Source organism: Streptomyces sp. NPDC044033 (assembly GCF_056434425.1).
In genome coordinates this window covers 107,360-127,194 of the sequence record NZ_JBWKFF010000018.1, presented here as the reverse complement: position 1 = coordinate 127,194, position 19,835 = coordinate 107,360, and the positions used below count along the sequence as shown (strand labels likewise).

Here is a 19,835-nt window from a genome sequence, read left to right as displayed (position 1 = left end):
CAGCCATCTCAGCCATGTCGGGGAGATAGACCGTGCCAGTCAGGTGGTGCAGGCCGGCCAGTACCTCAGTACGTCCGCCGGGGCGTCCGTCGCCAGTCCCACGTAGCCGTCCGGGCGGATCAGGAACAGGCCGTGTTCCGCGTAGGCGCGCGTCGCGTGGCCGTCCGGGTCCAGGAGGTCCGGGGTCGGTCCGCCTATGCGGTAGGTGTGGATCGTCTCCGGCAACTCCGCGCCTGGCAGTGGCAGTTCAACGTCACCAAACGCCAGCAGCGTGAAGTGCGGGCCGCGGAACGCGTCGAACAAGTGGGTCGTCTCGCCCGTACCGGCGTCCTTGCACGGGGCGTCCGGGGCGCGGTCGCCCGCGTGCAGGGCGTCCTCGGGGAGGTTCCGGCGGCGCTCCGCCGACAGGGGGCTGTCCCGGTAGCCGAGGCCCAGTTGGTGGCTGTCGGTGCCGCGGCGGCCGAAGATGGGGCCGTTGCCGCCGCCGCCCCGGTGCAGGCGGGTGCTCAGGCCCAGGACGTCGGCGGCCACGGGGAGCCGTTCCGCCTCGTACGAGTCCAGGAGGGCGTCCGGCGCGCCCTGCCGCAGTGCGGCGGCGAGCTTCCAGCCCAGGTTGTACGCGTCCTGGATGCTGGTGTTCAGGCCCTGGCCGCCCGCCGGGGAGTGGATGTGGGCCGCGTCGCCGGTGAGGAAGACCCGGCCCTCGCGGAACCGCTCCGCCATCGCCGCCCGCGCCCGGAACACCGACGACCAGTGCACCTTCCCCGCCCGCATCCCGGTCCGCTCGGTGATCAGGCGGCGCAGCGCCTCCGGGTCAGGGTCCGGCTCGCCCGTCTCGAACCTGATGTACATCTGGAAGAGGTTCGAGTGCGGCAGCGGGCACAGGGCGACCGCGCCGTCCGGGTGCGTGTTCCAGGTGTGCCAGTGCGTACGGGGCAGGTCCTCCATCTCCAAGTCCGCGGTCAGCATCGGCGCCGGGTCCACCGTCTCGCCCGCGAAGGGGGTGCCGAGCGCCGCCCGCACCGTACTGCGGCCCCCGTCCGCCGCTACCAGGTATGACGCCCGTACGTGCTCCAACGCACCCTGTTCATTGATCAGTTCGGCTGTTACTCCCTGCGCGTCCTGCTCGAAGTGTGTCAGCCTCACGCCGAACTCCACTCGCCCGCCCAGCTCTTGGAGTCGGTCGCGCAGTATCGCCTGGGTGCGCGACTGGGGCAGCAGCCACGGTTCGGCGTACGGTGCGGCCGGCGTCGGCTCGCCGCGCGTCAGCATCTCCCAGTCCCGTACGCGTTCGCCGTTCTCCCAGGTGGTCATCGGCGGGTACGTGCTGCCCTGCGCGTGTACCGCCTCGATGACCCCGAGGTCGTCCAGGACCTCTCGCGTGCGGGGTTGCAGCCCCTTCCCGCGCGAGCCGGCGAACGGGGCGGCGGCCGCGTCGATCAGGCGGTGCGGTACGCCGCGCCGGCTGAGCTCCAGGGCCAGTACCAGGCCGGCGGGGCCCGCCCCGGCTATGAGGACCTCGGTCGTTTCGGTGTCGGCTCCGGTTTCGGTGGCGGCCTCAGGCATGGCTACACCCTTCCTTAACGGCGTTCAATTTAACAACGTTAAGGATGTGCTGAACGGCGTTAAACTGTCAAGGTGGCAACTCGAATCGACCGCGAACAGGTAGTGGGCACCGCACTGCGCGTCCTCAATGACGTCGGCTTGGAAGGGCTGACCCTGCGCCGCATCGCCAATGAGCTGGGGGTGCAGGCCCCCGCGCTGTACTGGCACGTCAAGAGCAAGCAGGACCTGCTCGACGAGATGGCCACCGAGCTGCTGCGGTGCGCCGCCGCCGACTTCGACGCGGCACGCGCCGGCTCCGGCGAGACCACCTGGCAGGAGATGCTGACCCAGGCCATGTGCGCGCTGCGGCGCGTACTCCTCCGCTACCGCGACGGGGGGAAGGTGTACGGCGGTACGCGCTTCCAGGGCACCGCGTACGCGGCGCACATGAACCAGCAGCTCGCCGTCCTCACGGAGGCCGGGTTCGCGCTGGGCGCCGCCTCGCGGGCGGTCATGACGGCGTACGCCTACACGACCGGGTTCGTCGTGGAGGAGCAGTCGACGCGCGGCGACTCGTGGAGCGGGGGAGACGCGGAAGCGGGGTACGACGTGGACGAGCGGGCCGAGCGGCTGCGGGAGCACCCGCTGGCCGCGGCGGCGGGGTACGAGATATTCGCCGAGTACGACGAGGGGTTCGAGGCCGGTCTGGCGGCGATCGTCGCCGGGGTCGAGGCGACGTTGCTGCCGCGCCGCTGACCATGGAGGCCGGTTCCCGGTGTGACGGTGTGACGGTGCGTCGGCCTCCCCTGTCCTACGGCCAGCCCTTCGTGACGACTCGTCAGCGCCCCGTCCGCCTGTCCCGCCCCCGCCCGTCGGCCGCCCCTCACCCACCCGTAGCCGTACAGTCCTCCGGCGGCGGCTTCCCGTGCTCCGGCCAGGCGTGGCCGACGAAGTCCATGCTCTTGGTGCGAGGGTTGAGCCGGACCACGGGGACCGACTTGTCGTACGGATTCCCGTAGTTGTCCAGGCAGATCCAGCCGCTCGCGCCCTCCACCTTGTCCGCGCCGTGCAGCCGCAGCCACGCGTTGCGCACCTGGTCCAGGCTGGGAATCCGCGCCCCGTTACGGGAGTTGTTGCGGATCGCCGTGATCGCGGTCCACGCCGCGTCGTGCGTCGTCACGGCCCGCGAATCGGTCAGGTCCACCGTGCCGATCGGGCCGACCGGCTTGCGCGCGGCCTCCGCCGCCAGGTCGCTCAGCTGCTGGTACGCCGCCTTGGAGCCGCCCGTGGCGGGCGCGCCCGGCGTGGTCCAGGCGTCGGGGTGCGCGACGGACGCGTACTCGACGGTCACGCCGTTCCGCAGCGCGTCCCAGTTCAGCTTGGCGTCCGAGGCGAGGGTGGAGGCGGCGTAGCCGGTCACGACGCGGTACTTCCGGTCGGTGCAGGCCCTCGCACCCAACTCGTTTATGAACTGGCGCAGTTGTACGGGCCGCCCGGCGAAGTAGATGTCCTGGGCAGGTGAGTTGCAGATGGTGTTGACCATCTGGTGGAAGTCGTTGGACGTGCTCCCTTCCTTGCTGAAGTCCGCAGGGGAGCGGAACTGCTCGGGCGCGCGCGGCGCGCCCTCGGTCAGTTCGTGGAAGGCGCGCTTGAGGGTGACGGTGTAGTTGTCGTCCTGGCGCAGGTCCTCGACGACCAGCGAGCGCTTCGGGTCCAGGTCCTTGTTGAACGACTTGAGGGCCACCGCCTGGTCGCGGGTGGTGGGCAGCACGCGGACGAAGCCCTTGTACGCGTCCGGGTGCGCGGCGCTGTTGCCGATGTCGCCCGCAGTGACGGCGCCCCCGACCACGGGGATGTGCCGGTCGTTGGTGAGATGGGCGATGGCCTGCTGCGTGGCGCGCACGCTGACGTTGAACGCGACGACCGCCCGCAGGTTCTCCTTCGTCCCGGCCCGGCGCGCGAGGTCGTCGGAGACCCGGGGCCAGTACGCGTGGTCGCGCCCCGGGTTGGCGAGCAGCAGCCGGATCTTGGGGGTCTGGTCGTTGGAGCGGTGGTTGGCGCGGTACTGCGCGAGGTACATGCCCTGGACCTCGGAGAGGACCTTGCGCTGCTCGAACGGCTCGGCCGCGGTCATCGGGATCATGATCGCGACGGAGACGTGCGGCGCGCCCGCGACGCTGTCGTTCTCGGCCTTGATCCGCGCGCTGACCTCATCGAGGTTCCCGGCGAAGCTGAAGCCGCCGTCGGTCACGCCGACGCACTCCCCGCCGCTCCGGTCGACGCCCGCCGCGCAGGACCGGTCGGGCCGGAGCCAGTCGTACAGCGCCCAGCCGCCCGCGGAGAGCAGCACCAGCGCCAGCAGCCCGGCCGCGGCCTTCGTCAGCGGGCCCCAGGCCCGCAACCGTGCCAACCTCATGAGCCTTCACCCTCCGGAATCCGCAGGTCGGGGGCGCGCGTCTGGTTCTCCAGCCCGGCGGCCCAGTCCTGCGCGGCCTGGCGGTACGTGGTGTCCTCGGAACGCTTGGCCTGGTGCAGCCGCTCCAGCTCCGCCCGTACCGTGCCGAGGTCCTCCGGGCGCGGCGCGTACGACAGCGGGTCCGAGAGCCGCCATACGGTCGCGAGCAGCCGTCTGATCGCCCAGTGCAGGTCGTCGGGGCCCTCGCCCGGGGGACAGGCGCCGCAGGCCGGCGGCCGGAGGGGAGGGTCCGAGGGCGGCGGCTCGGGCGTCAGGGCGTCGCGCGGGTGCGGGGCGGCGCAGATCAGGTTCGCGGAGGCGAGCCACCGGGCGGGCGGGGTGTCCGCGAAGCGGCGGTGCATCGCCTGGGCCACGGGCTCGACCCGGCGCAGCGCGAGGGTGTGGTGCAGGTACGCGTCGCAGTGCCCCGGCGCGTACTCGTCCAGGCCGTTCGGGTTGTAGCCGGCCCGCAGGTTCAGGTGCACCCGGAACCACCTCGGGTCCTCCGCGAGCCGGTGCAGCAGTAGCGCCCGTACGGCCCGGTCGTCCTGGAGCCGGGCCGCGGCGAGGTGGTCCGCGGCCTGCTCGACCCGGGCGGCGGCGTCGCCGTCCGGGTGGAAGGCGGCCCACAGCCGGACGGCGGCCGGCCGGTCGCGGGCCGCCGCCAGGAAGGTCAGCACCGCGCGCGAGTCGGCGTCCGGCAGCAGGCGCTCCAGCAGCCGCGGCGCCGCTGCGTCGAGCAGCCGCCGGGCGTCCGCGCGCTCCCCGTCCCGCCGCAGCCGCACCGCCTCATCGGCGAGGAGGCGGGCGCTGCCGGTCCGGCCGCCGCTGTAGTGCTCGACGATGCCGGGCAGCTCGGCCGGGTAGTCCGGGGTCGCGTTGAGCATGGCCCTGATCGCGGAGCCGGTGACGGCCGGGACGCCGAGGGAGATCATCGGCCACTGCTGGGGAAGGTCGCGTACATCGGGGTGGGGCGGCGCGTGCTCGCGGCCGTCGCCGAGGGCTGTGACGACGACGGCCGGGCGCTCCGTGCCGCCCCCGGCCCGCGCGTACTGGTCGCACAGCAGGCCCAGGAACCGCCGGCCGGCCGGCATGTGCCCGTTGTCGAGGAGCAGCAGCGGCCGGGGCGCCTTGTTCCACTTCTGCAGGAGGCCGTAGTGCTCGCCGATGTCGTCGAGGAAGGCGGCGACCAGCAGCCCCTCGGCCTCCCTCCGGCGCTCCCCGTACCGCCGGAAGTCCCATACGGACGCGAACAGCCTTTGCAGCCCGTCGCCCTGGAAGAACGGCAGGTGCTCGCCCCACCAGCGCAGCGCGCCCCGGTCGGGGCGGGTCAGCAGTTGGTCGCTGGCGCTCTGGAGGGTGGCGGCGATGACGGCGTCGATGCCGGGAAAGCCGGGTACGAGCGTCCCCAGGTTGCTGATCACCGCGTCCACCCACTGGCGCAGCGCGGCGCGCCGCCGCCGGGGGTCGGGCTGGTCCTCCGTGATGAGCCGCAGCAGCTCTTCCTGTGCCCGCAGCAGCCCCGGCGGTCCGATGCCCTCGCCGTCCGGGCGCCAGGCGGTCACCACCAGCAGGCCGAGGTGGAGCCGGGGGAACCGCACCGCCCGGTGGAACGGGCCCGCCTTGAGCCCCAGTTTGTGCGAGACGAGATACAGCAGGTTGCTCACCGGCGAGGCGTTCGGCACCTCCTGGTCGTGCACGCCCGAGACCAGGCCGGGCTCGCCGTACTGGCTGTCGGCGAAGTCGGCGCGGGCCAGCGGCGCCTGGTCCTTGTACGCGGCGAAGAGCGCTTCGAGCAGGGCGCTCTTGCCGGTGTCCCGGCCGCCCACCAGCTCCACCACCGGATTGCCGTCGCGGTACGCGAAGGCGCGGATGCCGCCGCCGCGCTCGCGGCCGACCAGGGACGGCACGAGGCCGTCGAGCAGCACGTCGAGGCCGTACAGGCTCCGCACCATGGACCATCCCCCATCCGCCCGCGACGGGCGACCGCTGCCGGGCGGCGGCGCCGGCCGCCCCCTTCGCGCAGGGGGAACCTAGCGGACGGGGACGGGCGCGTCAGCGCGTCCGCGGAAAGTACCCCTGCGGGGGTGAGGGGCGACCGCCGGGCGGGAGGTCAGAGGGGATTCAGCTGCTTGCGCAAGAGGCAGAAGGTGTTGCCCTCAGGGTCGGCTAGGACGCGCCAGCTCTCGTCTCCGCTCTGGCCGACGTCGGCGGGCATGGCGCCCAGCGCGAGCAGCCTGGCCAGCTCGGCCTCCTGGTCGCGGTCGGTCGCGTTGACGTCGATGTGCAGCGGGAGCCTTGCGAGCCGGGGGTTGTGGCTCGGGCTGAGGATGAGGGTCGGCTGCGCACCGCCGAATCCCACGTGGGGCGGCCCGATTTCGATGCTGCCGTCACCTTCCCGGTCCAGCTCGACTCCGCTGCCTCCTCCCAAGAACTCGTATACTCACCGTACTTGGTCACGCACGTTCCGTGTGTGGTGGCCGTTCTTTCGGCAGGACTGAGACGTCCGGGGCCGCACCTCGCAGGGGTGTGGGCCGGGCGGTCGCTGAGTGAGGCTGCGACGGCGGAACCGGCGCCGCTCCTCCCCGCAGGCTTCCATCTCGGCCGCGTGTCACCCCACCACGGACCAAGAGAAGGCCATCCAGCAACCCGACTGAAAAGCGGGGTTGGATACCCTCGCGCCCATCTTGGGCGGAGGGTCGACAACAGTAGGAATCGAGGACGTCATGAGCACTGCCCCCGCCCTTCCGTTCGGGGTCCGGCACCTGGTGTCGCCGCCGGAGAACACCAGCGAGGCCCCGGTGATCACCTACAGCGACGCGCTCCAGATGAACGTGTCCGCCGAGGGGAACCCGTGGCACGCGATCACGGCGGAGATGCCCGAGACGCAGACCGAGACCAGTAACGGCGACAGCAGCGCCCCGGGCTCCGACAGCGGAACCGACCTGTACTGACATGGGATCGATCCTCATCCTCACGGGCCGGGACGATCTCACGGCCGATGCTGTGGTCGAGGAGCTGGCGAAGCGCGGTGAGGAAGTCGTCAGGTTCGACACCGCCGACTTCCCCACCGCTTCCCGCCTGGCCGTCTCCCTCACCGGGGACGGCTGGGCGGGGCTACTCGACGGCTCCCGCAGAGTCAGGCTCGAATCGGTCAAGTCGGTGTGGTGGCGACGCCCGAACGAGTTCCGTACCCCCGACGACTGGCCCGGCCTCGCCCGGGCGCTGGCCCTGTCCGAAGCACGGTCCGGGCTGCTGGGCGTGCTCGGCTCCCTGCCGGTCCGCTGGATCAACCATCCCGCAGCCGACGCCGCAGCAAACTACAAGCCGAGGCAACTCGCCGTTGCCGCACGCGTCGGACTCGACGTGCCCCGGTCCGTGATCACGTCCGACCCGGACCACGCCCGCGAGTTCATCGGGTCCGATCAGGTCGTCTATAAGGGGCTCGGCGGCGGGGTGCTCGGCCCCGGCGGCAAGCGGCGTTTCCTCCCTGTGGCGCTCGTTTCCGCCGAGGAGATCGATGACGGGGTGGCCGGTACCGCCCATCTGCTCCAAGAGCGCGTGCCCAAGTCGTTCGAGGTGCGGTTGACCGTGATCGGGGGCCGGATGTTCCCCGTCGCCATCCACGCCGGGAGCGAGGCCGCACAACTCGACTGGCGGTCCGACTACCAGTCCCTCACCTATGAGTCCGTGGACATGCCCCCCGAGGTGGCGCAGGGTGTCCGCCGGCTCATGGACGAACTCGGTCTGTACTTCGGTGCTCTGGACTTCGCCGTGACGCCTGCCGGCCGGTGGGTGTTCTTTGAGGTGAACCCCAATGGCCAATGGCACTGGCTCGCCGTCAAGGCCGGTATCCCGCTCGTTGAGGCGATGGCCGGCGCACTGCAAGGAGAACCCGTATGACCGCGACGCCCCCGTGGGCCGAAGCCGCGTCGGCGCTCGCCGACGCGGTGACCGCCGGCGCGCCCGACTGGCACGAGGCGGTGAGCAACACGCCTCGGCATCTGCTGGTGCCCCGGTGGTGGCGGCGTGTCCCCAACAGCCCGACGCGGGAATGGGAGTTGGTGGACCTCCCCGAGGACTCCCCGCAACGCCTGCGCGCCGCGTACTCGGACGAGACGCTGGTGACCCGCGTCGGGCCCCTGCACGCCGACCACGCGAAGCCGGACGAGCGGGGGGCCGGTGACCCCACGTCGTCCTCGACCCTGCCGGGGCTCGTCGTGTCGATGGCGGACCGGCTCGGAGTCGGGCCCGGTGACCGCGTGCTGGACGTGGGCACCGGCTCGGGCTACTCCGCCGCACTGCTCGGGTACCGCTTCGGTGACGCGAACGTGACCAGTGTGGATGTCGACCCCTACCTGGTCAGTGCCGCCCGGGACCGCCTCGTCGGCTTCGGGCGCGATCCGCGCATGGCAGCCGTCGACGCGACGGGGGAACTGCCCGGCACCGCCTATGACCGCATCATGGCGACCGTTTCGGTACGGCCCGTTCCCGCGTCGTGGCTTCGCGCGCTGCGCCCCGGCGGGCGGCTGGTGACGACGGTCGCCCGCACCGCTCTCCTGATCGCGGCGGACATGGGGGAGGACGGCACCGCCAGGGGAGCGGTGCAGCCGGAACCCGCGACGTTCATGGAGGCCCGACGGCAGGCGGACTACCCGCCCAAACTCGACGAGGTGTTCGGGTCCGCCCGCGTACGCGAGGGCGACGATGTGCGGTCCCCGTACGGGCCGATCCCGGACCTGTGGCAGGAATGGCCGCTGCGCTACCTGTTCGAGTTGGACACGCCGGGCGTCGAGACGCGCGCCGCCGTCTACGACGACGGACTCCGCGTCGTCTGGCTGCTCGCCTCCGACGGATCGTGGGCGCGCGCCGAGGACGGCCCCCGCCCGCTTATCCATCAGGGCGGCCCCCGTCGGCTCTGGGATGCCCTGGACGACGTGAGTCGTCAGTGGGAGGAGCGCGGCCGGTTCCCCCTTCACACCATGCGGGCCGAACTCGGCGCCGAGGGCGGCATGCTTTACGCCCCCGGCAAATCCTGGTCGTTCGCCCTCTGACAGCGTGGTCCGTCCGGCCCCGCTCCCGGGCGGGTGCGCTGCCGCGCCGGGGCAACGCCGAAGGCCCCGTACTCGATGAGTACGGGGCCTTCGTGTGGAGCGCCCGGCAGGCCTTGCACCTGCATTTCCCGCTGGATGGCGGGCGTCTTTCCTTGGACCACAGACGCGTGACTCCCGCGTCGTGCGCCGGAGTTACGTAAATGATCTTACATGGTCCGGGGCGTCTCGGAGACCGCGTCCGAAAGGGAAGGGGCCGGGCGCGGCTTGCCCGCCAGGGACTTGCGGAGTACGGGCGTCAGGCGCTGCTCCACCAGCCGGTTCAGCAGCCACGCCAGTACCAGCATCAGCGCGAGCGTCAGCGCGAACGTCGCGTACGAGGGGATGCCCAGCTTCCGGTGCAGGACCCCGATCACCACCCAGCCCACGTGCTCGTGCACCAGGTAGAAGGGGTACGTCAGGGCGCCCGCGACGGTCAGCCAGCGCCAGTTCGCCCAGTGGAACTTGCCGAGCGCGATGGCGGCCACGGCCGCGTACCCGACGGCGATGATCGCGATGATGACGTACGGCGAGCGGTAGGAGAAGAAGTGCGGGTTCGGGGCGTGCCACAGGGCGGCGACCGCGTAGTGCTGGCCGATCAGGAAGCTGACGCCGACGATGCCCCAGGACAGGGCGGAGTGGCCGAAGCGGTGGATCAGATACAGGCCGACGCCGCCGATGAAGTACGGGGCGTACTCCGGCATCAGCACGGTCTTGAGGAACTCCTGGTGCGAGGCGTCCGCGAGGACCGCGCCCAGCGTCCATACCGCGCAGAAGAGCACCACCCGGTGGCGGGTCGCGCCGGGCAGCACGACGAAGAGCGCGAAGAGGGCGTAGAAGCGCAGCTCCGCCCAGAGGGTCCAGCACACCCCGAGCACCCGGTGCGCGCCGACCGGCATCTGGAGCATCGTCAGGTTGACCAGGGTGTCGCTGGGGGACACGGTCTTGTACGCGACCCAGGGCAGCGCGAAGACGACGGTGACGATCAGGATCGCCGCCCAGTAGGCGGGGTACAGCCGTGCGACGCGGGAGGCGAAGAACGAGCGCAGCGGGCGGCCCCAGCCGCTCATGCAGATCACGAAGCCGCTGATGACGAAGAAGATCTGCACGCCGAGGCAGCCGTAGGAGAAGGCCGTGGACAGCGACGGGAACTGGGTGCGCGGCGAGCTGCCCCACGCCTGGCCGACCTCGCCGCCCCGGCCGCCGTAGTGGTAGAGGGCGACCATCACCGCGGCGATCAGCCGCAGCCCGTCGAGGGCGCGCAGCCGGCCGTGCGCCCTCTTGGGCGCGGGCGCGGTCCCGTTATGGGCCGGGTCGGCGGGCGGGGGCGTCGGTATCGGGTCGGGCAGGCGCAGGCCCGTACTCGTGGGGGCCGGGGGCTCCAGGGAGGCGGTGCCGGAGGCGGCGCTCATCGGGCCGTCCCCGCCGCGCCGAACGCCCCCGCCGCGCCGAACGCCCCCGCCGCGCCGAACGCCCCCGTCAGGTCGTACGCCTCTGCGGCGTCGTCCGCCGCCACCGTGACGTACGCGCTCACCCCAGCGCCGCCGTCCGCTTGGCCAGCCGCCGCTGCATCGCCCGGGCGCGCCGCGCCACCTTGCGGACCGTCGGGTTGCGCGGCAGGAAGGCGAGCTGGGAGGGGAGCGCGCCGGGCAGGGCCAGCGAGGTCAGCCGGCGGCGTTTGAAGTACCGCCAGGTATGGGAGTCGAGGTTGGCCGCGAGATAGCGTTCGGCGGCCGGGCGCAGCTCCGGGTAGATCTGCGACTGCATGGCGAAGCCGACCGCCGAGAGCAGGCCGGTCAGCTGCTTGCCCGCCGCGTCCCCGACCGGCGGGGACCAGCCGGTGACGGTCTCGGGGCGGCCGAGGTCGGGCAGCAGGGCGTCCGCGATGGTCACCGGTACCCGGTTGCTGTTCTGGTACGGGGTGAGCCGCTCCAGCAGCACTTCCGTGCCGATCCGGGCGACCGGCAGGCCGTACAGGGCGCTCGCGGTCAGCAGTGCCGTGGAGAAGCAGCCGACGACGAGTGCGGGCCGCACGCGCTGGTAGACGACCTCTGCCAGAACGGGTGTGTCCAGGACCACCAGCTCGACGCCGAGCCGCCCGGCCTCCTCCTCCAGCATCCGCGACCAGCGGGCGGGCGCGGTGGGGTGGGGCTTGAACACCACCGCTCGATGACCGAGTTCGACCGCGCCGCGCAGCATTCGCACATGCAGCTCCTCCTCTTCCACCGGGGTGAGGATGTCCAGTGCCGAAAGGTACTGGCCCAGGAGGAGCGCGGCCCCCTTCGGTGCGGTGATTTCCGGGGCCGCGGTCCCGAGGCGGGCCAGGACCTCGGTGAACGCGTCGGTGGGGATGATCTCCGCCTCGACGCCGAACTCGGTGAGGAGCAGCGGGCGCAGCCCCGGCACCAGGTCGAGGTGGAGGAGGCGGCGGATGCGGGTGCCGATGAGGGGGTCGAGCTTGTTGCGGGTGGGGCCGTAGCTCATCAGGCCGTCGGCGTAGACCTCGACGGGCGCGTCGGGGAAGAGCTGGGTGAGCGCCAGCGCCGGGTTGACCTGGATGGACTCGACGACGAGCTCGATCTCGTCGTCGCCGAGGTCCCAGAGCATCCGCAGGTGCCGTTCCCACAGGGGGGCGTCGTCCGGGCGGGGCGACCAGCCGCCGGGGTGGAAGGGGCGGATCGTCTCGTTCCAGGACAGCAGCCCGTCGAAGCGGTCGCGCAGCGACTCGAAGCCGGGGGCCTCCTGGAACGAGGGGGTGGTCTCGGGGATGGCCGCGTTGTTGGAGACGAGCAGCAGCCGGCGGCCGGCGGGGGCGAAGCGGCCCGCGTCGAGGGCGGCGGCGAGCGTGGCGGCCCCGTACAGCGTCGAGGCGAGGAAGATCTGGGTACGCGGCCGGGCCAGGCGGCCGGTGCGGCCGGGGCGCTCGCTCGGGACGGTCCGGGGGAGGGGGTCGGGTCGGGAGGTCATCAGGTCGACACCTCCGTCGCGGCCGTACGGCGCCGGACCCTGCGCAGCCGTGCCGCGCGCTCGTAATCCATGGAATTCAGCGCATCCTTCAGAAGGTCTTGCGGCATCCGTTTCATCGCGGCCGCGCTCATCGAGCGCAGTGTTTTGGCCACGGCCGGTTCGAACCGCTCGATGGTGCCGAGCTGATGAGAGATAATCGCGCAATAGGTACGTACGGCTTTCGGCAGCAATCGGTCCGCGTCCGCGTCCCGTGCCGTTTCCTCGATGACCTGATCAAATGCGTGGATGAAATCGAGCTGCCGCACATCGCCGATCTGCGTGAGCGAGGACGCGACGCCGCGCCGGTAGAAGACGCCGAGAAGTCCGGCCACCGCGAAAGTCCGCGCCTCGCGGTGCAGCCGCCAGATCCACGGCCGGTCCTCGGCGGTGCGCAGCCCGTGCTTGAAATGCAGCAGCCCGTCGTCCAGGAGGCGGCGGTGGTACATGCCCGCCCACGCATAGGCGTAGTCCACGGAGGTGGAGCGGTCGGCGGGCAGGATCGCGTCCCGCGGGTTGAGCACCACGCCGCGCCGGCCCTGCGGCACCCGGTGCACCGAGCGGGCCCGGCCGGAGCACTGGACATGGTCGGCGCGGACGAAGTCGACGCCCAACTCCTCTATGAACTCCAGGAGTTCCGCGAAGTACCCGGGCGCGATCCAGTCGTCGCCGTCGAGGAAGGTCAGGTATTCGCCGCTCGCCGCGTCCAGGCCGGTGTTGCGGGCGGTGGCGAGGCCGCCGTTCTTCTCGTGCCGCACCAGCACCGCCCCCGGCAGCTCGCGCTGGGCCCGCCGGAGGATCTCCGGCGTACCGTCGCTCGAACAGTCGTCGACGAGAATGAATTCGAAGTCCGCCCGCGCATTGGCACGCAGACTCCTCAGTGTGTCGGGGGCGTAGGTCTGCACGTTGAAGAACGGCACGATGACGGAGAGCTTAACCACCCGGGTGACGGTAGGGGGCCGTCCGGCATTCGTCTTGACGCGGGGCGGACGTGAAGGTGAACGAAGAACGTCCAAATGGTGAACCGGCCACACCAAAAGGCTGGTTCTTCTTCTGTCGGCCTGTTGTTTACCGGTTGTTGAACTCGCGTTGGGCAACGAATCGGAATGGATTCCTATCGTCGGCGTCGTGCCATCACGTACGCATTCACCGCCGCGAGTAGCAGTCCTCGCCGATTCCGACACCCGGTGGAAATGGGGTGCGCTCACCGCGCACCGCATCGCCCCCGGCGGCCGGCTCGACGGATTCCTGCTGCGCGGCCGCGCCACCCCGACGGTGCGCCAGCTCGCCGAGGTCGGCGTGCGCGCCGACGCGCTCACCGAGGTCACCGGCGTCGAGTTCGTACGGACGGCCGACCGTACTCGCTACGACGTGATCGTGCTGTCCTGCGTCGGCGGCGCCGTCCAGGCCATGGTGCACGGGCTCGCCCGCTCCTGGGCCGGACAGCGCCGCCGCCCCGCACTCGTCACCGGCTATGTCGGCGTCGTCTACGAGAAGCTCGCGGACGGCCTCCTGCTGCGCCACGGCGCGGACGTCGTCCTCGCCAACTCCCGCCACGACGCCGACCGGTTCCGCGACGTCTACCGCGGCGTCGGCGCGCCCGCCGACAGCGTCGTCGAATGCGCGCTGCCCTTCCTCGGCGGCGCCCGCTACGCACCCGCCGCCCCCGGCGAGGTCCAGGCGCGCCCCTACACCGTCGTGTTCGCCGCCCAGCCCTCCGTGCCCGAGAGCCGCGCCGCCCGTACGTACCTGCTGGAGCGGGCCGTGCGGCACGCGACCCTGCACCCCGAGCGCGAGGTGCTGATCAAGCTCCGCAGCAAGCCCGGCGAACACACCACGCACATCGAGGAGCTGCCCTACCAGAAGCTCGCCGCGAAGCTCCCCGAGGGCGTGCCCGGCAACTGCCGCCTCGTCTACGGGCACATGGGCGAGGTCCTGGACCGCACCGACCTGCTGGTGACGGTCAGCTCCACCGCCGCCCTCGAATCCCTGCACCGCGCCATCCCCACCGCCGTCCTCACCGACCTCGGCATCCGCGAGCCCCTCGGCAACCACCACTTCCTCGGCTCCGGCTGCCTCGCCTCCTGGGACCAGCTCGACGCCGGCCACCTCCCCGAGCCGGACCCGCACTGGACCGCGCGCCAGGGCGTCGCCGCCGACGGCTCGTACGACCGGGCCTTCGACGCCGCCCGCGACCGCGTCGCCGACCTGATCGCAGCCCCCGAACTCCCGCCCCTCGCCCCCTACTACACCCCCGTCACCGCGCCCGGGTACCTCCCCGGCATCCTCGCCCGGCACGGCCTCGACCCCACCGGCCACCCCCTGCCGCACGCCGCCGCCGAACCGCGCGAGGTCAGCGCCCTGCGCCGGGCCACCCGCAACGCCATGCGCGACGCCGCCCGCGGCGCCTACCGGCACGGCGTGCAGCGCGTCGCCCCCGTCATCCGCCGCATGGGCCAGCTGTGACGACCGATCCCCAAGGAGCCGCCATGCCCCCGACCGTCCTGGCCGTCATCCCCGCGCGCGGCGGGTCGAAGGGCGTGCCCGCCAAGAACCTCGCCGCCGTCGGCGGCGTGCCGCTGGTCGCCCGCGCCGTGCACGAGTGCCGGGCCGCCCGCCACATCACCGACGTCGCCGTCTCCACCGACGACCCCGGCATCGCCGCCGCCGCGCGCGGCGCGGGCGCCGTCGTCGTGCAGCGCCCCGGCGACATCGCGGGCGACACCGCCACCAGCGAGGCGGCGGTGCTGCACGCCATGGACGCGTACGAGACGGCGCACGGCACCAGCGTCGACGTGGTCCTCCTCGTCCAGTGCACCAGCCCGTTCATCGCCCGCGAGGACATCGACGGGGTCGCGGAGGCCATCCTCGCCGGCGGCGCGGACACCGCGCTGACCGTCGCCCCGTTCCACGGCTTCGTATGGCGCGCACCCGACGCGGAGGACGACCTCCCGGCCGACGGCGCCCCGGCGCAGGGCGCGGGCGCCACGGCGTCCGGCGGCGCCGGGGTCAACCACGACAAGTCCTACCGGCCCCGCCGCCAGGACCGACCCCAGGACTTCCTGGAGACCGGCGCGGCCTACGGGATGCGCGCCGACGTCTTCCGCATCGAGAAGCACCGGTTCTTCGGCCGCACCGAGCTCGTACGGACCGACGCCGCCCGCGTCCTGGAGGTCGACGACCCGCACGACCTGGCACGGGCCCGCGCCCTCGCCCCGCTGCTGGACGCGCCCCGCCCGGGGACGCTGCCCGGCCGCGCGGACATCGACGCGGTCGTGCTCGACTTCGACGGCACCCAGACCGACGACCGGGTCCTGATCGACGCCGACGGCCGCGAGATCGTCGCCGTGCACCGCGGCGACGGGCTCGGCATCGCCGCGCTGCGCCGCGCGGAGCTGTCGATGCTGATCCTGTCCACGGAAGTTAACCCGGTCGTCGCCGCACGGGCCAAGAAGCTCCAACTTCCCGTCCTCCACGGCATCGACCGTAAAGACCTGGCACTGAAGCAGTGGTGCGAAGAGCAGGGCATCGCACCCGAGCGCGTGCTGTACGTCGGCAATGACGTCAACGACCTGCCGTGCTTCGACCTCGTCGGCTGGCCGGTGGCGGTCGCCGGAGCACACGACGTGGTACGCGGCGCGGCACGCGCCGTGACCTCGGCGCCAGGGGGCGGAGGGGCCATCCGGGAGATCGCCGCATGGATTCTCGGCCCGTCCCTCCAGCCCCTCTAGTCCCTAAGTCCCTCTAGTCCCCAAGAACCGACCAGCCCCACAGCAGAACCACCCGCCAGCAGTCCCCCCAACAGCAAGGAACCCGCCTTCCATGAGCTCCACTCTCCGCACCCGGACCCTCGGCGCCAAGATCGCGGGCCCCGGCCACCCGGTCTACGTCACGGGCGAGATCGGCATCAACCACAACGGTGATCTGGAGAAAGCCTTCGCGCTCATCGACGCGGCCGCCGACGCGGGCTGCGACGCGGTCAAGTTCCAGAAGCGCACGCCGGAGATCTGCACCCCGCGCGACCAGTGGGACATCGAGCGCGACACCCCCTGGGGCCGGATGACGTACATCGACTACCGGCACCGCGTCGAGTTCGGCGAGGACGAGTACCGCAAGATCTCCGACCACTGCGCCAAGCGCGGCATCTCCTGGTTCGCCTCCCCGTGGGACACCGAGGCCGTCGCCTTCCTGGAGAAGTTCGACGTGCCCGCGCACAAGGTGGCCTCCGCCTCGCTCACCGACGACGAGCTGCTGCGCGCCCTGCGCGCCACCGGCAAGACGGTCATCCTCTCCACCGGGATGTCCACGCCGAAGCAGATCCGGCACGCGGTGGAGGTGCTCGGCAGCGACAACATCCTCCTCTGCCACGCCACGTCCACGTACCCCGCCAAGGCCGGGGAGCTGAACCTGCGCGTGATCAACACGCTCCAGGCCGAGTACCCGAACGTGCCGATCGGCTACTCCGGCCACGAGACGGGGCTCCAGACCACGCTGGCCGCCGTCGCCCTCGGCGCCACGTTCGTCGAGCGCCACATCACCCTCGACCGCGCCATGTGGGGCTCCGACCAGGCCGCCTCCGTCGAGCCGCAGGGCCTCCAGCGGCTGGTCCGCGACATCCGCGTGGTGGAGGAGTCGCTGGGCGACGGCGTCAAGAAGGTGTACGAGAGCGAGCTGGGCCCGATGAAGAAGCTCCGCCGCGTCGCGGGCGTCGTCGCCGAGGCCGGCGACCGCGAGCCGGTCGCGGTCTGAGGCGGCCGGACCCGGTGACACCGACAGCGGGGCCGGCAGGCCCACCCCCGGAAGCGGCGGCCGCTCCCGCCGCCCGCTTCCGGGGGCCCCGGGCCGCCGCGAGCGGAACCCTGGCTTTCGTGGAGAGCCCGGTCCAGCTCTTGAACGTACTGGAGTGGTCCTACTCCCAAAGCGCGGACAAGGAGGCAGCGGTCGTGCCGGGCGGCGCCCCCGCGCCCGCACCCGGCGCTTCGGACGTCGTACGGTCGCCCGTGCACACCCTCTACGACGGCGTCCCCCGCCAGCCGTACGAGGCCGTGGGCGCCGACTCGTCCGACTCGTCCGACTCGTCCGACTCGTCCGACTCGTCCGACTCGTCCGACTCGTCCGACTCGTCCGACCCGTCCGACCCGTCCGACCCGTCCGACCCGTCCGACCCGTCCGACCCGTCCGACTCGTCTGAGCCGACCGAGCCGACCGGATCAGATGGCTCAGCCGACTCAGCAGACTCGGTCGGCTCGGACGACAACGAGTCGGCCATAGAGCGTCGCCGCGCCCCCACCGGGCTCACCGTCGTCGTGCTCGCCCCGCACGACCCCATGACCCGGGGGCAGCTGCGCCGGATGGCCGAGCTGGCGCGGGGCGAGGGGCACACCGTGCGGTGGGAAGAGGCGCGCGGCGGGGCCGGAGCGCCGGCGCAGACGATCGCGGGGCTCGCGCCCCTGCTGCGGCGCGCGAGCCGCGTCGTCATCGGGGACCCGTTCTCGCGCTACGTACAGCTGCTGCTCACCATCGCCCGCGCCCGCGATGTCGTGGTCGTCGACGACGGCACCGCCACCATGGAGTTCGTCTCCCAACTGGCCCTCGGCACTCGCCTGGTGCGCTGGCACCGGCGCGGCGGGCGCGGGGCGCGCGACCTCGTCTTCGCGCCGTTCGCCGCCTCCGCGCGCCGCAGGCTCACCCCCGGGGAGGGCCGTCGCGTCGAGGTGTTCACCTCGATGCCCGTACAGGCGCCGCACGGCGTCACCGTCACCGCCAACGACTTCGCCTGGACCCGCGCGGCCTTCGGCCCGCCCCGGCTCACCCGCGGCACCGACCTGGTCGGCACGTCCCTCGTCGAGACCGGGGTCGTGGACCTCGACCACTATCTGACCGCCGTCGCCTCGCTGGCCCGTACGCACGGCGCCACCCGGTACTTCGCGCACCGCCGGGAGTCCACCGACAAGCTCCACCGGATCGGCGCCGAACTGGGGCTGGAGATCGTACGGCCCGACCTGCCGCTCGAACTGATCGCCCGCCGCGGCCCCATAGGGCGGATGATCCTGAGCTTCCCCTCGACCGTGGTGCACACCCTGCCGCTGGCCCTCGCCGGCACCGGCATCACGGTGGCGGTGTGCGACGTGGACCCGGCCTGGCTGACGGAGACCGCCTCGCCCCGGGCGGAGGACTTCCTCTCCGGTGTCACCGGCACCGCACGCGGTATCCGCCGAGTTCCATACGTACCGGCCTCGACGCGCTGAGGGCGGAGGCCGGCGGAGGGGCGGAGACCGGGGGCGGGAGGGGCCGGTTCGGCGGATGGTGCGGAAGGGGCGGTGGCGCAGCGCGTAGCGGAGTCTTTTACCCCGCATCTCCTGTGGTCATGCGATCCACGGCCTAGTTTCCCTTCCCCTATCGGGCTGAACTTTGTTGATCGCCCGGCAGCCGCCCCGCCCGTGGCCCTAACCTTCACAGGGTGAACCAACTGATGTCCCGCGAGTCCGAGTCCGAGGCAGGTACCGATCCCGAGCTGTCCGGCGCGCTGCCCGACGGGCTGCGCGCCGAACTCATCGCCTTTCGGCGGGACTTGCACATGCACCCCGAGCTGGGCAAATGCGAGTTCCGTACCACCGCGGCCATCAAGGCGAGACTGGAGCGGGCCGGGCTCGCGCCCCGCACCCTCGCCCTCGGCACCGGACTCGTCTGCGACATCGGCCCCCGGGACACGGCGCGGCCCATGCTGGCGCTGCGCGCGGACATCGACGCGCTGCCGATCCCGGACACCAAGACGGTGGCGTACCGCTCGACCGTCGAGGACATGGCCCACGCCTGCGGCCACGACGTGCACACCGCCGTCGTGCTGGGCGCCGGGCTCGTACTCGCCGAACTCGCCCGGCAGGGGCGGCTGCCGCACCCCGTCCGGCTGATCTTCCAGCCCGCCGAGGAGGTGCTGCCGGGCGGTGCGCCCGACGTCATCGACTGCGGGGTGCTGGACGGAGTGGGCCGGATCATCGGGGTGCACTGCGACCCCAAGGTGGACGCGGGGCGGATCGGACTGCGGCCCGGCGCCATCACCTCGGCCTGCGACCGGCTGGAGGTGTCGCTGACCGGCGCGGGCGGGCACACCGCGCGCCCGCATCTGACCACCGACCTGGTGACGGCCGCCGCGAAGGTCGCGACGGAGGTGCCGGCGCTGCTGGCCCGCCGGGTCGACGCGCGCTCCGGCATGGCGGTGACCTGGGGCCGGCTGGAGACCGGGCACGCCTGCAATGTGATCCCGCAGCATGCCGAACTGTCCGGCACGGTCCGCTGCCTGGACCTCCAGGCATGGCGCGAGGCCCCCGACCTGGTGCACGCCGCGATCGACGAGGTGGCCACCCTGCACCGGGCCAAATCGGAGATCAACTACATCCGGGGGGTGCCGCCCGTCGTCAATGAGCCGGACGTCACCGAACTGCTGCGCCGCGCGATGACCGCGCGGCGCGGCCCGTCCTCGATCGAGGACACCGAGCAGTCCCTGGGCGGCGAGGACTTCTCCTGGTACCTGGAGCAGGTGCCGGGCGCGATGGCCCGGCTCGGGGTGCGGCGCGTCGGCGACACTGTCCGACGTGACCTGCATTGCGGTGATTTCGACGTGGACGAGACGGCGATCGGGGTGGGTGTGGAGCTGTTCACCGCCGCGGCTTTGCTCGATGTCAACCGTCCGTAGGCGCCGAGGCGGGGCTGGGTTCGCGACGATCCGATAACAGCTTTCTGCG

17 protein-coding genes are annotated in these 19,835 nt (G+C 72.2%); 9 read left to right on the top strand and 8 right to left on the bottom strand.

What is annotated here, in order from left to right; all coding sequences use genetic code 11:
• Nucleotides 1-39: 39 nt before the first annotated feature.
• Nucleotides 40-1,566, bottom strand: a complete 1,527-nt coding sequence (locus AC07AB_RS28565) for an FAD-dependent monooxygenase (protein ID WP_478572529.1) — start codon at nucleotides 1,564-1,566, stop codon at nucleotides 40-42.
• A 72-nt stretch (nucleotides 1,567-1,638) separates the two neighbouring features.
• Between AC07AB_RS28565 and AC07AB_RS28560 the strand changes: the two genes are divergently transcribed.
• A complete protein-coding gene (locus AC07AB_RS28560) occupies nucleotides 1,639-2,301 on the top strand; it encodes a TetR/AcrR family transcriptional regulator C-terminal domain-containing protein (protein ID WP_478572526.1) in 663 nt (220 codons plus the stop codon).
• A 127-nt stretch (nucleotides 2,302-2,428) separates the two neighbouring features.
• On the opposite strand, the gene AC07AB_RS28555 is transcribed toward AC07AB_RS28560, so the two are convergent.
• From AC07AB_RS28555 to AC07AB_RS28545, 3 genes are all read right to left on the bottom strand, one after another.
• Entirely contained in the window at nucleotides 2,429-3,961 is a 1,533-nt protein-coding gene (locus AC07AB_RS28555) for a type 1 periplasmic-binding domain-containing protein (RefSeq protein ID WP_478572523.1), read from the bottom strand.
• Nucleotides 3,958-5,955 (bottom strand): hypothetical protein, encoded by a 1,998-nt coding sequence (locus AC07AB_RS28550; RefSeq protein WP_478572520.1) that lies wholly within the window; start codon nucleotides 5,953-5,955, stop codon nucleotides 3,958-3,960. Before AC07AB_RS28550 ends, AC07AB_RS28555 begins: the two co-directional genes overlap by 4 nt.
• Nucleotides 5,956-6,113: 158 nt before the next feature.
• Nucleotides 6,114-6,431, bottom strand: coding sequence for a VOC family protein (locus AC07AB_RS28545; protein WP_478572517.1), 318 nt, complete (start codon nucleotides 6,429-6,431; stop codon nucleotides 6,114-6,116).
• Nucleotides 6,432-6,726: 295 nt separating this feature from the next.
• Here AC07AB_RS28545 and tgmA point away from each other — a divergent pair, with 295 nt between their 5' ends.
• The 3 genes from tgmA to AC07AB_RS28530 are packed head-to-tail and all read left to right on the top strand — an operon-like array spanning nucleotide 6,727 to nucleotide 9,054.
• On the top strand, nucleotides 6,727-6,954 hold the full coding sequence (tgmA, locus tag AC07AB_RS28540; RefSeq protein WP_478572514.1) for a putative ATP-grasp-modified RiPP: 228 nt from the start codon (nucleotides 6,727-6,729) through the stop codon (nucleotides 6,952-6,954).
• Nucleotide 6,955: 1 nt separating this feature from the next.
• A complete protein-coding gene (tgmB, locus tag AC07AB_RS28535) occupies nucleotides 6,956-7,903 on the top strand; it encodes an ATP-grasp ribosomal peptide maturase (protein ID WP_478572511.1) in 948 nt (315 codons plus the stop codon).
• Nucleotides 7,900-9,054: a methyltransferase domain-containing protein gene (locus AC07AB_RS28530; protein ID WP_478572509.1), complete on the top strand. Its 1,155-nt coding sequence runs from the start codon at nucleotides 7,900-7,902 to the stop codon at nucleotides 9,052-9,054. Before tgmB ends, AC07AB_RS28530 begins: the two co-directional genes overlap by 4 nt.
• A gap of 206 nt (nucleotides 9,055-9,260) precedes the next feature.
• Here AC07AB_RS28530 and AC07AB_RS28525 read toward each other — a convergent pair whose 3' ends face one another.
• From AC07AB_RS28525 to AC07AB_RS28510, 4 genes are read right to left on the bottom strand one after another with little or no spacing between them, the layout of a single operon-like run.
• Complete coding sequence (locus AC07AB_RS28525; RefSeq protein ID WP_478572506.1) at nucleotides 9,261-10,502, bottom strand: acyltransferase family protein; 1,242 nt, start codon at nucleotides 10,500-10,502, stop codon at nucleotides 9,261-9,263.
• On the bottom strand, nucleotides 10,499-10,624 hold the full coding sequence (locus tag AC07AB_RS28520; protein WP_478572503.1) for a hypothetical protein: 126 nt from the start codon (nucleotides 10,622-10,624) through the stop codon (nucleotides 10,499-10,501). The genes AC07AB_RS28525 and AC07AB_RS28520 overlap by 4 nt, the downstream gene beginning before the upstream one ends.
• Nucleotides 10,621-12,057, bottom strand: a complete 1,437-nt coding sequence (locus AC07AB_RS28515) for a polysialyltransferase family glycosyltransferase (RefSeq protein WP_478572500.1) — start codon at nucleotides 12,055-12,057, stop codon at nucleotides 10,621-10,623. The genes AC07AB_RS28520 and AC07AB_RS28515 overlap by 4 nt, the downstream gene beginning before the upstream one ends.
• On the bottom strand, nucleotides 12,057-13,034 hold the full coding sequence (locus AC07AB_RS28510) for a glycosyltransferase family 2 protein (protein WP_478572497.1): 978 nt from the start codon (nucleotides 13,032-13,034) through the stop codon (nucleotides 12,057-12,059). Before AC07AB_RS28510 ends, AC07AB_RS28515 begins: the two co-directional genes overlap by 1 nt.
• Before the next feature lie 187 nt (nucleotides 13,035-13,221).
• Here AC07AB_RS28510 and AC07AB_RS28505 point away from each other — a divergent pair, with 187 nt between their 5' ends.
• The 5 genes from AC07AB_RS28505 (at nucleotide 13,222) to AC07AB_RS28485 (ending at nucleotide 19,786) form a co-directional block, all read left to right on the top strand.
• Nucleotides 13,222-14,559: a DUF6716 putative glycosyltransferase gene (locus AC07AB_RS28505; protein ID WP_478572494.1), complete on the top strand. Its 1,338-nt coding sequence runs from the start codon at nucleotides 13,222-13,224 to the stop codon at nucleotides 14,557-14,559.
• A gap of 23 nt (nucleotides 14,560-14,582) precedes the next feature.
• A complete protein-coding gene (locus AC07AB_RS28500) occupies nucleotides 14,583-15,824 on the top strand; it encodes a cytidylyltransferase domain-containing protein (RefSeq protein WP_478572491.1) in 1,242 nt (413 codons plus the stop codon).
• A gap of 91 nt (nucleotides 15,825-15,915) precedes the next feature.
• Nucleotides 15,916-16,842, top strand: coding sequence for an N-acetylneuraminate synthase family protein (locus AC07AB_RS28495; protein WP_478572488.1), 927 nt, complete (start codon nucleotides 15,916-15,918; stop codon nucleotides 16,840-16,842).
• 119 nt (nucleotides 16,843-16,961) lie between these two features.
• On the top strand, nucleotides 16,962-18,341 hold the full coding sequence (locus tag AC07AB_RS28490; protein WP_478572485.1) for a hypothetical protein: 1,380 nt from the start codon (nucleotides 16,962-16,964) through the stop codon (nucleotides 18,339-18,341).
• Nucleotides 18,342-18,565: 224 nt separating this feature from the next.
• Nucleotides 18,566-19,786 carry an amidohydrolase gene (locus AC07AB_RS28485; RefSeq protein WP_478572781.1) on the top strand — a complete coding sequence of 407 codons (1,221 nt, stop codon included), beginning with the start codon at nucleotides 18,566-18,568 and terminating at the stop codon, nucleotides 19,784-19,786.
• The last annotated feature ends 49 nt before the right edge of the window (nucleotides 19,787-19,835 follow it).